Source organism: Flagellimonas sp. S3867 (assembly GCF_014698935.1).
Taxonomy (GTDB): domain Bacteria; phylum Bacteroidota; class Bacteroidia; order Flavobacteriales; family Flavobacteriaceae; genus Flagellimonas.
This window is the reverse complement of the sequence record NZ_JACVMN010000001.1, coordinates 219885-242210: the sequence shown is the minus strand read 5'-3', so window position 1 is coordinate 242210 and position 22326 is coordinate 219885. Positions and strand designations below refer to the sequence as shown.

The following is a 22326-nucleotide window of genomic DNA, read 5'->3' as shown; positions in this document are numbered from 1 at the left end:
GTATATTATTTGGTGATTATCACCTTGTTTTCTTTTTTGCTAAGTAATTCTTCCTTTTTGTCGAATTTACAAAAATCGGAATTTCTCGAAATATATTCTGGGACGATACTTTTCATTAATTGAACTATATTTTCCTTGAAGAATAGATTTGAAACACATAACTCGTCAATCATAGCTCTGATATTTACATAATCTGTTTCCCTTACTTTGCTTATCATTATTTTTTCATGGTATGTGGGCAATGTATTCTCGCCATTAGCCAATAACTCTTCAAATAACTTTTCACCTGGCCTTAAACCTGTTATCTTAATGTTTATATCTTCAGGGAATTTCAATCCGGATAATCGAATCATATTTTTTGCCAAATCCATTATTTTAACGGACTCGCCCATATCAAAAATAAAGATTTCACCTCCTTTACCCATAGCTCCTGCCTCCAGAACAAGCTGAGAAGCTTCAGGTATCGTCATGAAATAACGGGTTATATCTTTGTGAGTAACTGTTAAGGGACCTCCCTTTTCTATTTGCTTTCTAAATAGAGGTATTACCGAGCCATTGGATCCCAGAACATTCCCAAACCTTGTGGTAATAAAATTGGTCCGACCTTCTTGTTGCCTACAACTTATATAAATCTCTGCAATTCGTTTTGTTGCTCCCATCACATTAGTAGGATTCACAGCTTTGTCTGTTGAAACAAAAATAAATTTCTCAACCTTATAATCCACTGCTAAATCTACCAGGGTCTTAGTGCCTGCCACATTAATTTTAACCGCCTCGTAGGGATTACACTCCATTAAAGGTACATGCTTGTATGCTGCAGCATGAAAAATCCGATTGGGTTTGTGTTCCTCAAATAAAACTCTCATTTTATTTTTGTCCCTGATATCTCCTACAATTGGAATAAAATTGTGAAAACCAGATTGTCTTAGTTCTTGCTGTAAATCATAAAGTGCAGATTCCGCCTGGTCAATTACAATAAGTGTTTGGTATCTATATCTACAAATTTGCCTAACAAGCTCACTGCCAATAGAACCAGCTCCTCCAGTTACCATAATAACTTGACCTTCAAAGTCCCTTGAAACCTTGCTATTTTTTATTTCAATTGGAGGTCTGTCCAGCAGGTCTTCTATTTGAACATTTTTTATCTGAGAAATTTTAAGTTCTCCATTAATCCAATCTTCAACAGGGGGAACTATTTTAACCTTGACCGGTAACTCAACCACCTCATTAACCAGGCTTCGAAACTTTTTAGGGTTAATATTTTGAATTGAAAATATTATTTCGGAAATATTGTTGAAATGAACAAAATCAGGCGTAAGTTTAGCTTTATCAAATACCTTAACACCATTGATGTGCTTCCCAACTTTTTGCAAACTATTATCTACAAAACCAACCACTTTAACCTTAATCTTGGAATGGTTAACAAGTGTGTTGTATGTGATTATTCCAGATTCACCAGCACCATAAATCATTATATTTTTTACTGGTGTTTGGTTGTTCATCATTAGCTGTTCAAAACACACTTTAAATACAAATCTTGACGCCGTCAAAGCAACAAAAGCCAATAGACTGTTTATTATAATAATGGATAGTGGAATTGTAAAATTATCGAGTAATCCCATATACCTATTGGCCAACACAAATACTATTACTCCTATACTAGCTAAACAAACCGAATTGAATATTGCATATACATCCTTTATACCTGTATGCCGTACAACGCCTTTATAACTGCCTGATATAATAAAGGCCACTAGAAAGAATAAAACAATAACGGGCAATTGACTCCACAGCATCTGAACATCAAAATCAAAACTCAGATTGAATCTAATAAAATATGCAAGCATAAAGGAAACACCAACTTGGAAAAGATCTATGAATAAGACAGTCCATTTTGACCCATGGTTGGTCAGGTTTTTAAACACAAGTGACTTTAAATAGTGGTTTGTCATATTTGGGTATGTTGCAGCACAAATGTAAAAAAGAATAAACCTAGGAACTGTTTAAATCGGCAAAAGCAACTCTATTATCGCTTAACTGAAAATTAGACATTATAAATGATGTAAACAATACCACATAACATGGAAAAAGGTCATTTTAACCAAAACGTTACCGCACATCAATATTTTGTTTCGAATATTAATGATATTTGTTCCAGCCAATGCCTAGCACCCATATCTTAATGGTAAGAAAAATTAAAATATGTCTACTTGGAAGTGAAGATGCAAACAAGCGTTTAGGCTTGGCAAAATTGCTTGCTAACAATGGATTTGATGTTACAATTATGGGTACTATCAAGTTTGATTGTCCACCCAAAGTCAAATTTATAAAATACAAACTCAATAGAAGTTTAAACCCTTTTTCAGATTTCCAGACCATTTTGGAGTATAGAAAAATATTCAAACTTGAAGAGTTTGATATTATTCAAACATTCGATACAAAACCGGCCTTTTTAGCACCTCTTTCTTATGCTAGTCCAAGAACTAAAATGGTAAGAACCATAACAGGATTGGGAACTATTTTCATGTCAAATGATTTTAAATTCAGAATCCTTCGTTTCCTTTATTCAATACTTCACAAATCTGTTAAAAGAAGGGTGTCACATACTACTTTTCAAAATGAGGATGATAGAGGTTATTTTCTAAAGAAAAAGTTGGTGGCTTCTGATACTAGTTCATTGATATATGGAAGTGGTATTGATTTGGATTTATTTTCTAAATACATCAAGAAAGAGACCGAGGTGTTCACTTTCATTTGTATTGGTCGATTAGTTTATGAGAAGGGGATCATAAATTATTTGGAGGCTGCTAAAATCTGCAAAGACTTAGGTCATGAATTTAAATTTCTTCTAGTAGGCCCCCTAGAAGAAAACTCTAAAAGGCTTAACTCTGATATATTGGATGAATATTCACATTATGTAGAATGGTTGGGTCCTCAAAAGAATATTCCGGAACTTTTGCAACATTCGGATGTTTTCGTTTTACCAACATTTAGAGAAGGATTTTCTCGAGTTTTGTTGGAGGCCTCTGCTTTAAAAATTCCTTCAATAACATCTAACGTTCCAGGCACACGTGAAATCATAAGAGATAACAAAGAAGGAATTTTAATACCGGTAAACGATTCAAATGCATTAAGTAAAGCAATGATAAAAATGGAATTGGACCGCAATTCCTATCGCAGGTATGCAGAAAATGCGAAAATGCATGTGAATCAATTTTCACTTAAGAACATTACCGAAGCATATATCTCTTTGTATAAAAATATCCTCGAATTTAATAATACAGTAAACCCTATTAAACCTGAATTCTCATGAAAATACCATTTTCACCACCTTATATCGACGAACAAATAAAAAAAGAGGTTATGGATTCTTTGGATTCTGGATGGATTACAACGGGCCCAAAGGTTAAGGAGTTAGAATATCAAATTGAAGAATTCACAAAAGTCCAAAGGGTACTCTGTGTAAATTCATGGACCTCCGCTGCTATATTAATGCTAAAATGGTTTGGGCTTAAACAAGGAGATGAGGTAATTATTCCTAGTTATACTTATTCTGCAACCGCCCTAAGTGTTATTCATGCTGGTGGAACCCCGGTAATGGTAGATGTAAATGATGATTTTAATATTTCCGCAACCAATATTGAAAAGGCAATTACCAAAAATACCAAAGCCATAATTCCTGTAGACATTGCAGGTTGGCCTTGTGATTATGACGCTATCAACAATTTGGTGCAAGAAAAATCAAAAATTTTTAACGCTGAAAATGAGATTCAAAGTCGTTTAGGCAGAATATTAGTGATTTCAGATGCGGCCCATTCTCTAGGTGCTGAATACAAGGGAAAATCTTCGGGGAAATTAACTGATGTAACCATTTTTTCCCTACACGCCGTAAAAAATATCACAACTGCTGAAGGAGGTGCCATTTGTTTGAATCTTCCCCAGCCATTCAACAATGACGAGCTTTATTCACAATTACGGTGTTACTCTTTAAATGGGCAAACAAAAGATGCTTTTACGAAAAGTAAGGCTGGGGCTTGGCGGTACGACATTATATACCCTGGATTGAAAATCAATATGCCAGATGTATTGGCTGCTATTGGGTTAGGACAATTAAGAGTTTATGGAAATCATATTTTACCCAAGCGAAAAGAAATTTTCGAATTCTATTCCAATTACTTCAAAAACAAAGATTGGAGCATTCTACCTCCATTCAAATCAGGGGGCACCATTTCTTCTTGTCATTTGTATGCCCTAAGAGTAAATGGAATTTCAGAATCCCAAAGAGATCTTATCATAGAGGAAATTTCCAAAACAGGTGTTGCGGTAAACGTTCATTTTCAACCTCTTCCTCTTTTAAGCTTGTTCAAAAATTTGGGTTATGACATCTCCTCTTTCCCAAACGCTTTTGAACAATATAAAAATGAAATATCACTGCCAATATATCCCCAATTGAATGAAAAAGAGTTAGAATATGTTTGTAATAGCGTCTCAGAAGCTGTACAAAAAGTAATTGAGTTACAACCAAGTATCTAGTTGTGAAGAGAACAATGGACATTTTCGTTTCCTTTGTGGGAATATTAGTTCTTTCCCCTGTTTTTATAGTTCTTGCGATCTTGGTTAAAATCGGGTCTGCTGGGCCAGTAATCTACAAACAAAATAGAGTGGGATTACGAAACATGGATTTCAGTATCTATAAGTTCAGGACGATGTACCTCGACTCCGATAAAAAAGGACTTATTACAATCGGAGATAGAGACCCAAGAGTAACTTCCATAGGATATTACCTTCGTAAACTTAAACTGGACGAAATCCCACAATTATTTAATGTGCTTTTTGGGCATATGAGCCTTGTTGGTCCCAGACCAGAGGTGAGAAAATATGTCGATTACTATTCAAAACAAGATATTGAAGTACTTAATGTTCGGCCAGGGATAACAGATTACGCCTCAATAGAGTTTAGAAATGAAAATGAAATGCTCAAAGATGCTGTAAATCCGGATAAAAAATATATTGAAGAAATATTGCCTATCAAATTGAGCCTAAACAAGAAATATATAAGAGAAAAGAGTTTTCTTACAGACATAAAAATACTTTGCCTAACTATGGTTTCCATATTTGGAACAAAAAAGTGAATTTGTGAAAATTACTATTGAAAACAATCCATTTATTTCAAAATTATATCAAACCCATTGGAAAAATTCATTTGGTGAACAAAAGGAGCATTACTGTTCGAACGCAATATCCCATGTTTCTTTTCTTAAAGAAAAATACTTACCACTATATACAAACATTGGAAAAACAAACTCTAGTGGAATTTCATATGAGATAACCCAACCAAGTGATTCCAGGGATGCAAACAAAGTATTCCTAATATATGATGTTCCGCAATACTTTGATATTCCCAATAACAACTCTGATTACAAAATTTATCGAATTAAACAGTATACTGGTTATGGAGTTGATATTACAAAATATGGTTCGGTTAGTTCTTTTATCGACAATAAATTTAATAAGAAAAGAAGAAAATCTTTAAAACAGGAAGCGCGAAGATTAGAGCAAAATTATGACATAAATATTTCTTATTACCACGGGAAAATTGAGCAAAAAGTATTCAATGAAATTTTTGATATACTATTTGTTTTTTTGGATAGTAGATTTAAATCTATGGGAGCTAAAAACAACCATGGATCCCAAAAAAAGATGGAATGGCTAAGAAAGCTTTTTTTTGATTTAGTCAATAGTAAAAGGGCACTCATTGTGGTGGTAAAAGACTCAAACCAACCAATTGCAATCTCAATGAACTATCTTTCAAAAAACGTTTTCTTTTCAGCATTCCCTTCCTTTGATTTAGAGTATAGCAAATATGGAATAGGAAACTATGTGGTATTAAAGGGACTCGAATGGGCCATTGACAATCAGTATGTGTTTTTTGATATGGGCAAGGGGTCTTTTGGCTATAAGGACAAATGGTCCACCCATTCCTATCCGTATGAATACCATATTATCTATAAAAAAAAATCCTTTCCGTCTTTTTCAATTGCTATGTATTTAAAAATATATTTTAGATGTAAACAATATTTTAGAATTTATAGAGATAAATATTTAAGGACCGTACTTGGAATTCTAAAAAAATGATAATAAAGAACAACCCATTTACTTCAGAAATATATAATCAAGAATGGATGGGCAACTTTCATAAAGGGAAGAAATGCCATAAATTCAGTTTTATAAAGAAAATTGCTTTTGTCAAAAACAAGTATCTCCCTTTGTATATAAATGTAGGGAAATATAAATCCTGTGGAATTTCATATGAACTGGATAAATCAGGTCGATTCAAGGATTATAAAGGAAAGGTTTTTTTAATATATGATGTACCTGAATTCATCGAAGTCAATGCGGAATCAAAATCAAAAAATCTAGGGTTAAAAAAAAATGTACAGTACGAAGGATACTTTGTAGATATTCGGTCTTATGGTACCATCGAAGACTATTTGAGCAATCAGTTCAATTCCAAACAAAGACATCGTATTTTAAGTAGATTGAGAAAGTTGGAGAAAGATCATAATATCTCTTACGAATTTTATTCTGGAAAATTGGAGAAAAAGCAGTTTGAACAATTATTTAATGAGTTATACAATCTCATGAAAAAACAGTTTAACAAAAAAAACGAAAAAAACAGCCACTCACCTATAGAAATTAAAGAATGGTATCGATCTCTTTTTTTTACGTTATTCGAGAAGAATCAAGCTTCATTCAGTCTTATCAAAAAAGATGAAACAACCATTTCCAGCTGTTTTAGCTATAATTCGGACAATATGGTTTTTAGTTCAATACCTGTTTTGGACTTAGATTACAGCAAATACGGATTGGGCAATATCCGGTCCTTAAAAAGCATTGAATGGGCCATTAAAAATGGCTTCGAGTATTATGATCTTGGTAAGGGTTCTTATGGTTATAAACATAGATGGGCATCTAGTAAGTATAAATTTGAATATCATATATTATTTGACAAAAAATCTATACTTGCTTCAAGTATTGCATTTTTGCTTGAATCATTTTTTAATATAAAACAGCTAATTCGAAAAACAATACATGCTCTTAAAAAGTAAATTTTTCTAACACATATTATTTACGTTCTGAGTCACCTAAAATATCAACTTTAACCAACCTAATTACATTATGTGCGGAATCTATATGACCAACATTCCATTTAAGGAAGAAGAAGTTCGGGCCAAACTAAAATCAATTGAATATAGGGGCCCAGATCATATGGGTATTGAGGTTGTGGATAATCTCCATTTAGGCCATTTACGCCTATCCATTTTGGATTTAGATCCCCGCTCTCATCAACCTATGCGTTATTACGGTTTGCATTTGATTTATAATGGAGAGATTTATAATTACCTGGATGTTAAGGATGAACTTATTGAAAAAGGATATACCTTCCATACTGAAAGTGATACAGAAGTTCTATTAGTTGGTTACAAAGAATGGGGACATGGTTTACTGGAAAAAATCAATGGCATGTTTGCCTTTAGTATCTACGATTCAATAAACAATATCATTTTTTCAGCCCGAGATAGGCTTGGTGTTAAGCCCTTTTATTATTCTTGGGAGAATGACAAGTTCGAAATTTGTAGTCAGATACAGCCTTTGCTTTCTGAAAAAAAACTTAACCAGGAAGCCATATCCATCTATTTGGACTGTATGTTTATTCCCAGTCCATACACTATTGTAGAGAACGTATTTAAACTTCCCCCTGGTAATTTTATGGTAATCGACCTTAAAAAAGGAACCCGTGAAATAAAGGAATATTGGAACTTACAAAAGGTTAAAACAAGTAAGATAAGTTATTCTGAAGCAAAAAAACAGCTTACGAATCTTCTATATGATGCGGTAAAAATTAGATTACAATCGGATGTTCCAATAGGTACTTTTCTTTCTGGAGGAATCGATTCTGCGCTTATATCGAGTATAGCGATGAAGGTGTCAGAAGTACCCATTAATACCTTTTCGGTAGGTTTTGATGTTCCTGAATATGATGAAAGTAAAAAGGCTGAAGAATATGCTAGGATAATAAAATCCAATCACCAGACAATATCCTGTAAGGTTTCCGACATCGTAGAATTGATACCTAAGATAACCGAAATATATGGGGAACCCTTCGCAGATAGCTCGGCTTTACCATCTTTGTTGTTAAATGCCGCAGCTAAAAAACATGTAACGGTAGCTCTGGCAGGTGATGGAGGTGACGAAAGTTTTTTGGGGTACACTTATTTTGATTCTTTAATGAGACACCGAAGTATTATAGATACTCCTTTCGTTATCCGAAAACTTTTATCCAAACCTTTTTTCCTAAAGTTAATAGGACAAAACAACCATAGGATAAAGAATGCACTTCAAACACGGACAAGAAATGATTTTATTGAAAATATCTTTTCTCGAAAAGGATTTCTCCTTTCCAAAAAACAGCAAACTTGGATGAAATATTATCAAGGCTATAAAACATGGGGTAAAGAGTTTTTACAAAGAGCGGCAGATTTGAATATCAAATTATGGCTTGAAAACGATAGTAATGTTAAGGTAGATCGCGCAAGTATGGCATCCTCTGTTGAAGTACGAAGTCCTTTTTTGGATTATAGAATCATTGAATTTGCCCGGACACTTCCTGTTTCATTTCGGTATCATCGAAATAGACAAAAAAGAATACTTAGAGATATTTTAAATGAATATATTCCTGAGGATATATTTAACCAGCCCAAAAAAGGATTTTCAATCCCGCTTGCCAAATGGATTAGGGAAGATCTTAGAAATGATTTTGTGGAAACTCTTAATGATGATTTTTTAAATAGTGTTCCCAACTTAAATGTTGAACATTTCAAATTTATATTTCAAGAACATTTAGATTCCAAAAACGACCATTCTGCCAATATTTGGAAAGTATATGTTTTGGCCAAATGGTACAATCAATATGGTGACATTATCGCTAAGTAACCTCCATGATTTATAAGACGGGAATGAGTAATAAAAAAGGCAATGTTAAACATTGCCTTTAAAATTTCTTTAGTAATCTAGGTTTATTGCATATCAACTAGATTCAAAAACTCTTCAATATTGGTATAACCATCGCCGTCGGCATCTTGAGCGCTGTCATCTATGGAAGGATTAAAGCCATTGGCTTGTTCCCATACATCGGGCATACCATCATTGTCGGTATCTTCATATCCATTTTGGCTATTAATACTTGGGATGAAATAATCAAGATAAGTTCTTCTGTTCACATAAGTAAGCGTTTGGACATTGTTCAGGTAATTAGCATCCAAAATATCTTTATTATCAACTACATTTCCCCCTGCATCAAGTCTCACATTGGCTCCGACATTACCTGATACATTGTCATAGGTTTCCGATGCACTTAACAAAGGAACCGGTGCTCCCCCCAATAAATCAAAACGAGATTGACCCTTAAATTTAGCCGGTAAAGGATCATCCCTCTTCAGGGCGGCATCATCTGTTAAATGGATGCTCCACGTATCTTCAAAATTATCAGCTGAGACATCGGTATATATGCCAGGTTCATATACATTCCCTTCAGAGTTAATCTCACTAATTTTTCCCTCGTTCACGGAATATTTTGGTCCCATATTATACATATCCCTAAAACCATTTTGGGTGGAGAAATAATGCCAATTATTCAAATGATTTAGCTCAAAAGATCCCGAAGTACTTAAAGTCCTATGTACCCAACCCCAGACCACATTGTTAACTACTTCGAAACGACCATCTCCAACAACGTTTGGAAAACGATGGGTAATATTGTACCAAAGGTTGTTTATTACAGAAATATTGTCAGCTGTTCCTCCATCCTGAGGTAATGCCCCAACAATTGTTCCCGTTTTACTTTCACCAAACAGGCACCTTTGAATGGTAATATTAGAAATGTGCACACTACCTGAGGTAATACTCATTGCCTCATCATAGCCAAAACCAAAGGAGCAATGGTCAAAAATTACATTACTAGTACCTTGACAAGTTAAACTATCATTTAAGCCACCAACACCGCCACGGAATCTAACATATCGAATGATAAAATTATCTACCCCATCATAAAAAAAGATTCTATTACCTGCTATAGTAATTCCCCCTTCTGGTGCCGTCTGGCCCGCTATCGTAAAATTGCCACGTCCTTCAGTGACATATAAAAGGGATTCCAATTCTATAATTCCGGATACATCAAAAACAATAATTCTTTTTTCCGGTGTAAGTAGTGCCTCCCTAAAACTCCCTGGGCCACTATCATTTAAATTGGTAACATGAATAATCTTGCCACCTCTTCCTCCTGTGGTAAAGGCTCCCGCACCGTACGCTGAGGGGAAGGCTTTAAGCTCTGAAGAAATCTCATCATCCACAACGGCATCTTCCTCTTCCTCTTGGTTATTATCTTCAGGTTCTTGCGTATTCTCTTCGTGATCAATTTGCTCCTCTATATTCTCTTGAACAACCTCATTAAACAAATCAGTATCCTGAGAACAAGAATTCAAGAGCAAAGAAATAAGCAAAATAAGGCTCATCATTTTGGAAAGAAACAGTAATTTTTTCATAGTAATTTCGATATGGGGTTACGTAAAATTAACGATGAAACTTCTTTTTTAGACGAAAAGGGCGAATTATTCGATGAAATACATAATAATGTGCAAATTTACCTTGAACTACACACCTTTTTCTGTTCACATTAAAAAGTTATCAAACGCATTATTAACAAATTGTACCGCTCATCTACGCACTTAAACCATTAAATGGATCGTTTCATCGAATAACTTTAACAAAAAAATCGATGAACTACCTATTCTTTCATAATTTTTACTTAAAAACTTGATTTGACGCTTTATTTGTTCGTTTGTCTAAATGTTATCTCCATCTGATTTTGATTTGCCACCTTTGCACAATCAAAAACAAGCAATAGACATATACAAAATGAAGATATTGGTTACGGGAGCCGCAGGATTTATAGGGTTTCATCTGGCAAAAAAACTCTTGCAACTTGGACATGAAGTAATTGGTTTAGACAATATCAATGATTACTATGATGTAAACCTTAAGTACGCAAGGTTAAAGGAATTGGGCATTAATCAAGAATTTGCTAAACAAGAAGGCAATATAATTACCAGTTTTTCCATTCCTTCATTTAAGTTTATTAGACTGTCACTGGAAGAAAGAAAAGCACTCCCAAAACTTTTTGAAAGCGAGAATTTTGAAGCCGTTTGCAATCTCGCTGCGCAGGCTGGAGTAAGATATAGCTTGGAAAACCCCGAAACTTATGTCGATAGCAATATAGTCGGATTCTTGAACATTTTAGAATGTTGTAGAAATTACAATGTCAAGCATCTAGTCTATGCAAGTAGTTCAAGTGTATATGGGGCCAATACAAAGATTCCTTTTGAAACTTCCGATAATGTAGACCATCCAATAAGCCTATATGCTGCTTCTAAAAAAAGTAATGAGTTAATGGCACACACTTATAGTCATCTATATGGGTTTTTAACTACAGGCTTACGCTTTTTTACGGTTTATGGACCATGGGGCCGACCCGATATGGCTATGTTCTTGTTTACGGATGCCATGCTGAACGAAGAACCTATAAAAGTATTCAATGAGGGTAAAATGGAAAGAGATTTTACCTACATAGATGATATAATAGAGGGATTGTTAAGGGTGATTGAACAACCGGTTAAATCCAGAAAAGATAATAATCAACTTTATAAGGTCTATAACATCGGTAACAACAACTCTGTAAAATTGCTGAAATTTATCGACGCCATAGAAAAAAATCTAAATATCAAGGCCAAAAAAGAGATGCTACCCATGCAGCCAGGTGATGTTGAAAAAACATGGGCCAATGTTGATGATCTTATTACAGATTATGGATACCGACCCAATACTCCCATAGAAACCGGGGTGGCCAAATTTATAGATTGGTATAAAACTTTTTATAAAAAATAATCACTTTATTTCCAGCAATACTTTTCTAATTGGTTTACAAAAAAAAATAAGTGTCAAACAAAAGCGGATGACCTGACCTTGTTTAGGAGTATAAAAAATCTGTTTATCGGATTTAATGGTATTTAAAATAAAACTGATTGTAATTAAGTTTTTTTTACTGAATTTTGCCCGCAATAACTATAAACCAAAGAATGAATATCAAGACACTTAACCTTAATCCAAATCTGCACATCCTGGTCACTGGAGGAGCAGGATTTATTGGATCCAATCTCTGTGAATCTCTCTTGGCAAACGGTAACATTGTGACTTGTTTGGATAATTTTTCCACTGGAAAAAAGAAAAATATCAATCCATTTATGGATAACCCCAATTTTAATCTAATTGAAGGTGATATTCGAAACATTGAAGACTGCTATAAAGCTTGTAACGGAGTCAACTATGTACTACATCAAGCGGCGTTAGGTTCTGTACCGAGGTCTATTAACGACCCCATAACCAGCAATGATGTAAATGTATCTGGATTTTTAAATATGTTGGTTGCCGCCAGAGATGCCAAAACTAAGCGTTTTGTATACGCTGCAAGCAGCTCAACATATGGAGATTCCAAAAGTCTACCCAAACTAGAAGATAAAATTGGTAAGCCTTTATCGCCTTATGCAATAACTAAGTATGTAAATGAACTTTATGCCGATATTTTCGGTAAGACCTACGGAATGGAAACCATCGGACTTAGGTATTTCAACGTTTTTGGACGTAGGCAAGACCCCGATGGTGCATATGCAGCGGTAATTCCAAAATTCGTAATGCAATTGATGAATCATGAGTCTCCTACAATAAATGGAGATGGCAGCTATTCCAGAGACTTTACTTATATCGACAATGTTGTTCAAATGAATATCCGGGCAATTGTAACGAACAATCCTGAAGCAGTTAACACCGTGTATAACGTGGCGTATGGGGAACGGACAGATTTAAACGAGCTCGTCAGTTCTCTGAAAAAGTATCTAAGTACCTTTGATTCTAAAATTGGCAGTATAAAAGTGAGCTACGGACCCAACAGAAAAGGAGATGTCCCCCATTCCTTGGCCTCTATTGACAAAGCGAAGAAGTTATTAGGATATAGTCCCGAATTTGATATTAAAAAAGGACTCGGGGAAGCAGTTGACTGGTATTGGGAAAACTTGAAATAATTGTAGAACCCAATCGTTATCCTCTTAACTTAACATTGAATCTAACGATAACACTAAAAGATAACAAGAAATGAATTTGACCGTAATAGGAACAGGCTATGTAGGGTTAGTAAGTGGGACTTGCTTTGCCGAAATGGGCAATAATGTTACGTGCATCGATGTTGATACCAAAAAAATAGAAAACTTAAAAAATGGTATTATACCCATATACGAGCCTGGCCTGGAAGCTATGGCTAAACGAAATGTAAATAACAATACACTGCATTTCAGTACTAATCTAAAAAATCATCTCGGCGAATGTGATATTGCATTCATCGCAGTTGGCACTCCAATGGGGGAAGATGGTTCCGCAGATTTACAATACGTTTTACAAGTTGCCAAAGATATAGGTCAATACATGCAAAAACCACTAATTATTGTTGACAAATCAACTGTCCCAGTTGGAACCGCAGACAAAGTTACCGAGACCATAAAAAAGCAGTTAGAAGAAAGAAAGGTGAATATTGAGTTTCATGTAGTCTCCAACCCTGAGTTTTTAAAAGAAGGTGATGCCATAAGTGATTTTATGAAGCCTGACCGTGTAGTCATAGGTTCTGACAATGAACAAGCCACTAAAAAAATGCGTTCACTGTATGCCCCCTTTTTCAGGAGCAGTATGGATCGTTTAATTACCATGGATGTTCGCTCTGCTGAAATGACTAAATATGTTGCCAATGCAATGTTAGCTACCAAAATCTCATTTATGAACGAAATTTCTAATATATGTGAACTCGTTGGCGCAGATGTTAATAAAGTACGTATAGGTATTGGTTCAGATAGTCGAATCGGTTACAGCTTTATCTATCCGGGTAGTGGTTATGGAGGGTCTTGTTTTCCAAAAGATGTAAAAGCCTTAAAAAAAACAGCGGAGGAACATGGTTATCACACCCAACTTATAGGTGCTGTAGAAGACGTAAACAATAGGCAGAAAATGGTAATCGCCAAAAAAGTAGTAAACAAATTCGGAAATGATTTAAATGGGAAAATATTTTCAGTATGGGGGCTAGCTTTTAAACCAGAAACCGATGATATGCGAGAAGCTCCTGCAATTTATATCATCAATGATTTGGTGCAGCGTGGAGCTAAAATTCATGCTTATGACCCAAAAGCAATGGATGAGGCCAAACATTTTTATTTGAAAGATATTGATGAAGTTTCTTTCTACAATTCTAAATATGAAACCTTGTCCAATGCTGATGCATTGATTTTACTTACTGAATGGAAAGAGTTCAGATCCCCCGATTTCCATGAAATCAAAAAACAACTAAAACAGCCTATAATTTTTGATGGGCGCAATCAATATAACGACCAAGTTTTAAAAGAAATTGGGTTTGAGTATTATCAAATCGGTAAAAACTAAGTGATGGAAAACACAAAAATTGCGGTAATTGGATTAGGATATGTAGGGTTGCCTTTAGCAAGGCTTTTTGCTACCAAATATCCTGTCATCGGATTTGATATCAACAAAGAAAGAATTGATAAACTCCAGTCTGGCGTTGATACTACTCTTGAAGTGGATAATGATGTTCTACAAAGTGTACTTAAGGGTGATTCAAATATGACCCAGGGATTGTTTTGCACGGACCAATTAGAATCGATTGAAGATTGCAACTATTTTATAGTTACGGTACCAACCCCAGTTGATAGCACAAACAGACCTATACTTACTCCTTTATATAAAGCCAGTGAAACTGTAGGTAAAGTGCTTAAAAAAGGAGATATTGTTGTTTATGAATCTACAGTCTACCCAGGAGTAACAGAGGATGAATGTGTTCCTGTACTGGAGAAAGTCAGTGGTCTAAAATTCAACGAGGATTTTTATGTGGGTTATTCTCCAGAACGAATAAATCCTGGTGATAAAGAACATACTGTCGAAAAAATTTTAAAAGTTACCTCTGGTTCCACACCTGAAATAGGAAAAAGCGTGGATGCATTGTATTCTTCTGTAATTGCCGCGGGTACACATTTGGCCCCTACTATAAAAGTTGCGGAAGCCGCCAAAGTAATTGAAAATTCCCAAAGAGACATCAACATTGCTTTTGTCAACGAATTGGCCAAAATATTCAACTTAATGGATATAGATACCCATGATGTTTTAGAAGCTGCAGGAACAAAATGGAACTTTTTGCCTTTTAAACCTGGATTGGTAGGAGGGCATTGTATTGGAGTCGATCCTTATTATTTAGCGCAAAAAGCTCAAGAATTTGGATACCATCCAGAAATTATTCTAGCAGGAAGACGAATGAATGATGGAATGGGCAAGTATGTTTCTAGTGAAGTGATAAAATTGATGGTGCAAAATGATATTAAAGTCAAGGGAGCCAACATACTTGTTCTTGGAGTTACGTTTAAAGAGAATTGTCCTGATGTTAGAAATACCAAGGCCATTGACGTAATCAATAATCTATTAAGCTATGGTGCTTCCGTTACTGTATATGATCCATGGGCGGCTAAGGATGAGGTAAAGCATGAGTACGGCTTGGACATGACCAATGAATTACCTGAGTACAAGTTTGATGCCGTTGTGCTTACAGTGGCCCATAAAGAGTTTCTAGAACTTAACTTTAAAAGTATGATTGTCGAAAACGGTGTTTTATATGATGTTAAAGGAATACTTGACCTTAACACTGTCGACAAACGATTATAAGTAGTCCACAAATGAGGTAATTAAATTGTAATGTGATCAAAAAAAAAATAGTTTTTGTAATTGGAAAACTCTCTGCGGGCGGCGCCGAACGTGTAATTTCTACACTATCAAATAACCTAGTTGGCAAATACCATGTTACCATTATTACCTCTTTCGAATCTAGCCCATTTTATGCCCTAGACAAAAATGTAAAAATAGTTTCATGTTTTGAACAGGAAAACAGTAATTCTACTGGTTTTCTGTCATCCATCAAGCTTAATTTTCAACTGGCCAAAAAAATCACAGACCTTTCAAAACAGGAAGGTGCCGATGTGCTTATTGGGTTTATTACCCAAATCAACGTTTTAACGGTAATTTCGTCAAGAATAAATCGCATTCCTTGTATTATTAGTGAAAGAACCAATCCTGTACTTGACGAAACCATCAATGGGTTTTGGAAAACCTTTAGGCGAATTTTTTATCCATTTGCTGATTGTCTAATTGTACAAACTTCAGCTGTTCAAAATTTCTATAAGAAGTACTTGGGTGTTGACAAAATTAAATTACTCCCAAACCCTATTTCCATAGGACTTGCAGAAAGAAAACAAAGCATACCTAAGAAAAATATAGTGCTCAATGTTGGGAGGCTTCATAAGGTGAAAAATCAAAAATTGCTAGTCGAGGTATTCTCGGAAATAAATCCTGAAACATGGGAATTACACATTGTTGGAGAAGGCCCTGAACGAGGAAATTTGGAATCTTTAATAGTCAAGAACCAGATGAAGGGTAAAATAATTTTACATGGAAATCAAACTGATATCGCCAAATTTTATAACCAATCAAAAGTGTTTGTCTTTACTTCCAACTATGAAGGGTTTCCAAATGCATTAATCGAGGCACAGTATTTTGGTTTGGCTTGCATATCGGTCGATTGCCCTTCTGGGCCCTCGGATATCATTACAGATGGTCATGATGGATTCCTCATACCTCAACATCAAGCGCAAAGACTGAAAAAGATGCTAGAAAAACTTATCTCTGATGAAATGCTGCAAAAAAAGTTTGGCGAAAACAGTATAGAAAATAGCAAAAAATATGCTTCGGATTATTTAATGACCAAATGGGATGAGGTAATTGAAAAATTAATCTGATTTAAAACTCAGTAAGCTCTAGCATGCGAATTAAAGTAAAAAACATACAAGATAAGATTGTCCATACACTCTCGCAGCAATATTTCAAGAATATCTTGTTGGTCGGCGGTATAACAGTTTTTGCAAAGGGTATTGGTTTTTTTAAAGAATCGGTAATAGCTTCTAAATTTGGTCTTTCCGAATTGTTGGATACTTTTTTTATTGCTATTCTGATTCCTTCCTTTATTAATAGCGTTTTTATAGATTCTCTTAAAAATATATTCATTCCCAATTACATTATTGAATTAAATACTACAAAGAATCGTAAATCCTTTCAATCAACCGTGGTAGCAATCATGCTTTTCATTGTGATTGTTTTAATACTCTTCAATTTTATATTTGCAAATTTCATTCTGGAATTGATTTTTCCAAACCATACAGATGTATTTTACAATCTTATCAAATCACAGCTTTTTATAGTTTTACCATGTCTTGTTTTTTGGGGGTTTTCATCAATTTTCAAAGGACTTTTAGAAATTGACAATAAGTATTTCATTACTTCAATAACAGATATTTTAACACCTATTTCCATTTTATTATGCATTTATTTACTTAGCAATGTATTCCATGAAAATGTGCTGGCCTATGGTACATTAATAGGAAGCATGGCCAGCTTCGTGGTAGTTCTGTTTTACGCATGGAAACACGACCTAATTCATTTAGGGAAGTTTGAACTCAATGACAACATTAGGGAGATGATTCGGCAATTTCCTCCTAAAATCATTTCGGGTTTTCTTTCGGGCTTGAATAATTTTATAGACCAGTTTTTTGCAGCTCAATTAATAATAGGTTCTATATCCGCATTAAACTATGGTATTAAGATACCTTCCTTTATTCTTGGAATATCTATGGTAGCCCTTGGCAATGTATTGCTACCACATTTTTCTAGAATGATAATGGACAACCCAAAGAATGGGTTTCAACACTTGTTCAAAATGTTGAAGTTTATTTTTGTTGCTGGAGTAACGATTGTCAGTCTTATTATCTTTTTCTCTGATGATATTATAAGAATTTTATTTGAACGCAACGAGTTTACGCAGGAAGACACCGGTGTCGTTTCCAATATCCAGATAATTTTCCTGATTTATGTTCCTTTTTACCTATGCGGCCATATACTGGTAAAGTTTTTAACCAGCATTAACAAGAACAAGTTCATGGCTTGGGCTTCTTTTGTCAAACTGGTTGCTAACATAATACTCAATATTATCTTGATAAAAAAGTATGGAATCTATGGATTGGCAATAAGCACTACCATTATCTTTACTGTAAATAGCCTTATTTACCTGATATATACTTTGCACCAATATAAACTTATCGCTGGAAGAAATGAAACTTCTTAAGCTCTGCATTTTTGGTATAATATTATTGAACTTAGCTGCCGCTGGAGTCGCATTTTATGGTTTTACCGTAGGAGGTATTGCCAACGCGCTATCTTTTGGGCTTTTGTTATTGTTCTTTTTCATAAAAATTAAAAAAGTCTCAAAACCCAATTTTTGGCTGCTTACGATTGGCTTCTTATACTATTTTTTCTCTTCTTTTAACTATTTGGGGACAGATGACTATTTCATTTTAGCTTCAGTTAAGTATTTCGTAATAGTATTTTGCGGTTATGAACTGGTTAAGAGAATCACCAAAAATGAACTGTTCTACTTTCTTTTTGTTGGCAGTATTAGTATTGGCATTCATGCAATGTTTTTCCCTAGTAACTTTGGAAGATATAGTGGTTTATACCTCAATCCAAATCTTGCCGGTTTTATCTGTATCTTTTGCTATAGTCTTATTTTCGGGATAAAAACTCAAAAATTAAGATTACTAAGTCAGTTTATTGTATCCTTAATGGGATTTTTAACCTTTTCCAGAACTTTTATTGTGCTATGGATTCTTCTAAATCTAATTTCTATAAAGATCTCAATAAAAAATATACGTGTGTTTGCCATTGGGCTTGGTATTTTCTTTACCCTTATCGTTATAGATGAAAGTGTTGGACTTAAAAATCCAAGGTTTCAACAATTAAGAGCTCTTGCAAGCAACGAAAAAGTATCCACATCAGAACTAAATGAAGATTCAAGAGTAGATACTTGGGCCAGGTTTTATGATCAAATCTTGGAAAATCCAATTTTTGGCAACGGATATGGAACTTTTCAAGGAATTACATCAAGTTCCCAAATTGGTTCGCATAATACATATTTATTGGTTTTAGGTGAATCAGGCTTTGTGCCATTTTTACTTTTTATCACTTTCATAGCTTATCTATTGATTCGTAGTTTTAAGGTTTTTAAACAAGAACCTCATTTGTTTTTATTAATGATATGCTTGTCCATGTTCTTGTTGACAAATCATAATTTTTTCAACTTTTATTATATCACGTTTTTAACCATGTGGACGCAATTTGAGATTGATAAAGCACAAGCTGTTCTTAAACAAGAAGGAAAATGATAACCTCAAGAAAATTGTATAAGGAATATCTCGATAAAGATCGACATGCCCTTGGTATGTCCAATCTCAACTTTTTGCAAAAGCTACGTTTGATTGTTGTAGCAAACTATATTTACAAATTTCAAAAACTGCTGCGAAAAGTAGAATATGTAGGAAATACGAAAACAACAAAATGGGGTGATATGCGTTACTATTTTCTAAGGTTTCGCTATAAAAGATTATCCTTACGTCTAGGGTTTACCATACCAGAAAACGTATTTGGTCCTGGACTATCCATAGCGCATTACGGAACCATAATTGTAAATCAAAATGCCCGAATTGGAAAAAACTGTAGAATACATGCCTGTGTCAATATAGGAGCCTCCGGCGGAAGCAGCAAGGCACCACAACTAGGCGACAATATTTACATTGCTCCAGGAGCAAAAATCTATGGTGACATAGTGCTTGCCAACAACATCGCTATAGGGGCCAACGCAGTGGTCAACAAATCTTTTGATGAAGAACATATATTGGTAGCCGGCAATCCGGCAAAAAAAATTAAGGAAATAGATATTAAACGAATAATTAAGCACGTATAGATCGCCATAGTATCCGCCTCAAGGTTTCACCAAGAAATTTTTAATTTGAATAAAAAAATAAACATAGTTTTTGTGCTTCCTTCACTAGCTGCAGGGGGGGCCGAAAGAATTATTTCATTTGTTTCTTCCAATATTGATAAAGAAAAATTCAATAGCAGTTTGATTATTATAGGCTTCGAAAAAGATGCAAAATTCGCTGTGGAGGGAATCCCTGTCAATTATTTAAATTCAACCAGAGTACTCTTTGCAGTTCCAAAGTTAATTCATCAACTGAAAAGTGTAAAACCCAACCTAGTTGTCAGTAGCATCTTCCATCTAAACATAGCCATTGCCATCATTTCGTTCTTTTTTCCAAAAACCAAGTTTATTGCTCGGGAAGCTACCATTTTAGGCAGCCGAAACAATAAGAAAATATTTATTACTTCAATGATTAAAAAAAGTTATAGAAGATTTCATGCTATAATATGTCAATCTAAAGATATGTCAATGGATTTGATGGAAAACTATGATGTAAGCCCAGAAAAGCTAAGTATAATTAACAATCCTATAACTACATTAAGAGATCTTAAAATTAAAATCGAGAAGAATGAGGTTCCCAAATACATCACTATTGGTAGGTTAGAGAAAGTTAAAGGGCACTTAAGATTATTGGGGATTCTGAGCAAGCTACCTTTTCCATATGAATATACTGTTGTTGGGGAAGGTTCACTTAAGGAAAGAATATATGAAGAAGCTACAGCTTTAGGCATACTACCAAACATTAATTTTATTCCATTCACGAATGATGTTTATCAATTTTTAACATCCCACGATTTATTTTTGCAAGGTTCCTATGTTGAGGGTTTTCCAAATGCTTTACTTGAAAGTTGCTCCGTGGGAACTCCAGTAATTGCATTTGATGTTCCTGGTGGAACAAAAGAAATCATCAGAAATGGTGTAAACGGTTTTTTAGTTAAAGATGAAATCGAATTTTTGAATAAATTAATGAAAAAGGTTGACTGGAGTCCTCAAAGTATAAGAAATGAGGTTGTAAATAAATTTAATTCACCTGAAATTATAGGTCAGTATGAAAGCCTTTTTTTTAAAATATATAAAAATTAAAATCAGAAATGACCGAGATAAAACCTAAACTTAGCATAATTAATCTGGGAATGGGCTCAGCAGGTGCCGAAAAAGTTATAAGTCTGTTGCTCAAAAAATTGAAAGATGATTATGACGTAACGCTTTTTTTGCTTTTTAAAGAGAGACATTACGATATCCCACCTGAAATAAAGGTTATCGGCTTAACAAAAGGGTCGAGTGAAAGTTCAATTTTCATAAAACTACTGCAGTCTTTTTTAATCCTATGGAAATACAATTCCCTACTGCGTAAAAGAAAAATTGAATATGCAATTTCGTTTTTGCCATATCCGAACTTCATAAACGGTATTAGTTCGTTATTTAATCCATCAATTCGTTTTTTTGTGAGTGAGCGGGGTTACCCATCTAACAACACCTCGAAAAAAATATCGCTTTATATCGCCAAGGTTTTTTATCCTCTCTTGTATAATAGATGTTATAAGTTGTTCTCAAATTCAGTTTATATTAATAAGGACTTAAAAGAAAATTTTGGTATACGAATTCCTACAGAAGTAATTTACAACCCAATAGAACTTCCTGAGAAAACAAAAAAGTCAGAAACGCTTGCATCTAATATAGATATGATGAAAGTAATTACTGTGGGGTCGTTGATCGATAGAAAAAATCAAGGCTCTATTATAAAAGCTCTTGGCATTTCAAATTATACATATGTGGCAAGTATTATCGGAGAGGGACCCCTACAAAAGAATATTGAAATGCAAGTTTCTGATTTAGAGCTCAATAGAAATGTTAGGTTATTGGGCGGAGGTATTCAAAATGTTAATGATTTTTTGGTTGAAAACGATTGCTTTGTACTCTCGTCTAAAACCGAAGGTTTTCCAAATGCTTTGCTTGAAGCAATGGCAGCAGGATTACCCTGTATTTCTACTAATTGCCTTTCTGGGCCACAGGAATTAATAAATGAAAATTTAGAGGTGAAAATCGATAAAGGATCCTTTTTTATGGGTAAATATGGAATCCTTGTAGAGGTAAATGATTCTTTGGGGCTTTCCAAGGCTCTTGACTATTTAACGGAAAATCCATCTGAAAGGGAACGTTTGAGCAGACTCAGTTTAAAAAGAGCCAAGGATTATGAACTTAATGGCATCTATAAAGTCTTCAACGAATTTATTAAAAGCTAAACTTCACGT

At 34.4% G+C, this 22326-nt stretch carries 18 protein-coding genes; 16 read left to right on the top strand and 2 right to left on the bottom strand.

The window, feature by feature from the left end; genetic code table 11:
* Positions 1-5: 5 nt before the first annotated feature.
* On the bottom strand, positions 6-1952 hold the full coding sequence (locus IAG46_RS01070; protein WP_190808471.1) for a nucleoside-diphosphate sugar epimerase/dehydratase: 1947 nt from the start codon (positions 1950-1952) through the stop codon (positions 6-8).
* 230 nt (positions 1953-2182) lie between these two features.
* Between IAG46_RS01070 and IAG46_RS01065 the strand changes: the two genes are divergently transcribed.
* The 6 genes from IAG46_RS01065 (at position 2183) to asnB (ending at position 8994) form a co-directional block, all read left to right on the top strand.
* Positions 2183-3313 (top strand): glycosyltransferase family 4 protein, encoded by a 1131-nt coding sequence (locus IAG46_RS01065; RefSeq protein WP_190808470.1) that lies wholly within the window; start codon positions 2183-2185, stop codon positions 3311-3313.
* On the top strand, positions 3310-4533 hold the full coding sequence (locus IAG46_RS01060; protein ID WP_190808469.1) for a DegT/DnrJ/EryC1/StrS aminotransferase family protein: 1224 nt from the start codon (positions 3310-3312) through the stop codon (positions 4531-4533). The genes IAG46_RS01065 and IAG46_RS01060 overlap by 4 nt, the downstream gene beginning before the upstream one ends.
* 14 nt (positions 4534-4547) lie before the next feature.
* On the top strand, positions 4548-5132 hold the full coding sequence (locus IAG46_RS01055) for a sugar transferase (protein WP_223826607.1): 585 nt from the start codon (positions 4548-4550) through the stop codon (positions 5130-5132).
* A 4-nt stretch (positions 5133-5136) separates the two neighbouring features.
* On the top strand, positions 5137-6135 hold the full coding sequence (locus IAG46_RS01050) for a GNAT family N-acetyltransferase (protein WP_190808467.1): 999 nt from the start codon (positions 5137-5139) through the stop codon (positions 6133-6135).
* Positions 6132-7109, top strand: a complete 978-nt coding sequence (locus tag IAG46_RS01045) for a GNAT family N-acetyltransferase (protein ID WP_190808466.1) — start codon at positions 6132-6134, stop codon at positions 7107-7109. The genes IAG46_RS01050 and IAG46_RS01045 overlap by 4 nt, the downstream gene beginning before the upstream one ends.
* Before the next feature lie 70 nt (positions 7110-7179).
* Positions 7180-8994: an asparagine synthase (glutamine-hydrolyzing) gene (gene asnB / locus IAG46_RS01040; protein ID WP_190808465.1), complete on the top strand. Its 1815-nt coding sequence runs from the start codon at positions 7180-7182 to the stop codon at positions 8992-8994.
* An 83-nt stretch (positions 8995-9077) separates the two neighbouring features.
* Here the strand turns inward: asnB and IAG46_RS01035 are convergent, their stop codons facing one another.
* On the bottom strand, positions 9078-10601 hold the full coding sequence (locus IAG46_RS01035; RefSeq protein WP_190808464.1) for a hypothetical protein: 1524 nt from the start codon (positions 10599-10601) through the stop codon (positions 9078-9080).
* A gap of 373 nt (positions 10602-10974) precedes the next feature.
* Between IAG46_RS01035 and IAG46_RS01030 the strand changes: the two genes are divergently transcribed.
* From IAG46_RS01030 to IAG46_RS00985, 10 genes are all read left to right on the top strand, one after another.
* Positions 10975-12000, top strand: coding sequence for an NAD-dependent epimerase (locus IAG46_RS01030; protein WP_190808463.1), 1026 nt, complete (start codon positions 10975-10977; stop codon positions 11998-12000).
* Between the two features lie 191 nt (positions 12001-12191).
* Positions 12192-13190 (top strand): SDR family oxidoreductase, encoded by a 999-nt coding sequence (locus tag IAG46_RS01025; RefSeq protein ID WP_190808462.1) that lies wholly within the window; start codon positions 12192-12194, stop codon positions 13188-13190.
* 70 nt (positions 13191-13260) lie between these two features.
* Positions 13261-14589 (top strand): UDP-glucose/GDP-mannose dehydrogenase family protein, encoded by a 1329-nt coding sequence (locus IAG46_RS01020; RefSeq protein WP_190808461.1) that lies wholly within the window; start codon positions 13261-13263, stop codon positions 14587-14589.
* Between the two features lie 3 nt (positions 14590-14592).
* Positions 14593-15876, top strand: coding sequence for a nucleotide sugar dehydrogenase (locus tag IAG46_RS01015; protein ID WP_190808460.1), 1284 nt, complete (start codon positions 14593-14595; stop codon positions 15874-15876).
* A gap of 32 nt (positions 15877-15908) precedes the next feature.
* Entirely contained in the window at positions 15909-17003 is a 1095-nt protein-coding gene (locus IAG46_RS17720) for a glycosyltransferase family 4 protein (RefSeq protein ID WP_190808459.1), read from the top strand.
* Positions 17004-17026: 23 nt separating this feature from the next.
* Positions 17027-18382: a murein biosynthesis integral membrane protein MurJ gene (gene murJ / locus IAG46_RS01005; protein WP_190808458.1), complete on the top strand. Its 1356-nt coding sequence runs from the start codon at positions 17027-17029 to the stop codon at positions 18380-18382.
* The gene (locus tag IAG46_RS01000) at positions 18369-19478 is read left to right on the top strand and encodes an O-antigen ligase (protein ID WP_190808457.1); all 1110 of its coding nucleotides are present in this window, start codon (positions 18369-18371) and stop codon (positions 19476-19478) included. The genes murJ and IAG46_RS01000 overlap by 14 nt, the downstream gene beginning before the upstream one ends.
* Positions 19475-20056: a serine O-acetyltransferase gene (locus tag IAG46_RS00995; RefSeq protein ID WP_190808456.1), complete on the top strand. Its 582-nt coding sequence runs from the start codon at positions 19475-19477 to the stop codon at positions 20054-20056. Before IAG46_RS01000 ends, IAG46_RS00995 begins: the two co-directional genes overlap by 4 nt.
* A gap of 45 nt (positions 20057-20101) precedes the next feature.
* Entirely contained in the window at positions 20102-21157 is a 1056-nt protein-coding gene (locus tag IAG46_RS00990) for a glycosyltransferase (protein WP_190808455.1), read from the top strand.
* A gap of 8 nt (positions 21158-21165) precedes the next feature.
* Positions 21166-22317 (top strand): glycosyltransferase, encoded by a 1152-nt coding sequence (locus tag IAG46_RS00985; protein WP_190808454.1) that lies wholly within the window; start codon positions 21166-21168, stop codon positions 22315-22317.
* Positions 22318-22326 lie beyond the last annotated feature (9 nt).

Coding starts and splice junctions, on each gene's coding strand:
- IAG46_RS01060 (WP_190808469.1), top strand. CDS start 3,310: ATGAAAATACCATTTTCACCACCTTATATCGACGAACAAATAAAAAAA.
- IAG46_RS01045 (WP_190808466.1), top strand. CDS start 6,132: ATGATAATAAAGAACAACCCATTTACTTCAGAAATATATAATCAAGAA.
- IAG46_RS01000 (WP_190808457.1), top strand. CDS start 18,369: ATGAAACTTCTTAAGCTCTGCATTTTTGGTATAATATTATTGAACTTA.
- IAG46_RS00995 (WP_190808456.1), top strand. CDS start 19,475: ATGATAACCTCAAGAAAATTGTATAAGGAATATCTCGATAAAGATCGA.
- IAG46_RS01070 (WP_190808471.1), bottom strand. CDS start 1,952: ATGACAAACCACTATTTAAAGTCACTTGTGTTTAAAAACCTGACCAAC.
- IAG46_RS01030 (WP_190808463.1), top strand. CDS start 10,975: ATGAAGATATTGGTTACGGGAGCCGCAGGATTTATAGGGTTTCATCTG.
- IAG46_RS01025 (WP_190808462.1), top strand. CDS start 12,192: ATGAATATCAAGACACTTAACCTTAATCCAAATCTGCACATCCTGGTC.
- IAG46_RS01035 (WP_190808464.1), bottom strand. CDS start 10,601: ATGAAAAAATTACTGTTTCTTTCCAAAATGATGAGCCTTATTTTGCTT.
- IAG46_RS01020 (WP_190808461.1), top strand. CDS start 13,261: ATGAATTTGACCGTAATAGGAACAGGCTATGTAGGGTTAGTAAGTGGG.
- IAG46_RS01015 (WP_190808460.1), top strand. CDS start 14,593: ATGGAAAACACAAAAATTGCGGTAATTGGATTAGGATATGTAGGGTTG.
- IAG46_RS01055 (WP_223826607.1), top strand. CDS start 4,548: ATGGACATTTTCGTTTCCTTTGTGGGAATATTAGTTCTTTCCCCTGTT.
- asnB (WP_190808465.1), top strand. CDS start 7,180: ATGTGCGGAATCTATATGACCAACATTCCATTTAAGGAAGAAGAAGTT.
- IAG46_RS01065 (WP_190808470.1), top strand. CDS start 2,183: ATGGTAAGAAAAATTAAAATATGTCTACTTGGAAGTGAAGATGCAAAC.
- murJ (WP_190808458.1), top strand. CDS start 17,027: ATGCGAATTAAAGTAAAAAACATACAAGATAAGATTGTCCATACACTC.
- IAG46_RS00985 (WP_190808454.1), top strand. CDS start 21,166: ATGACCGAGATAAAACCTAAACTTAGCATAATTAATCTGGGAATGGGC.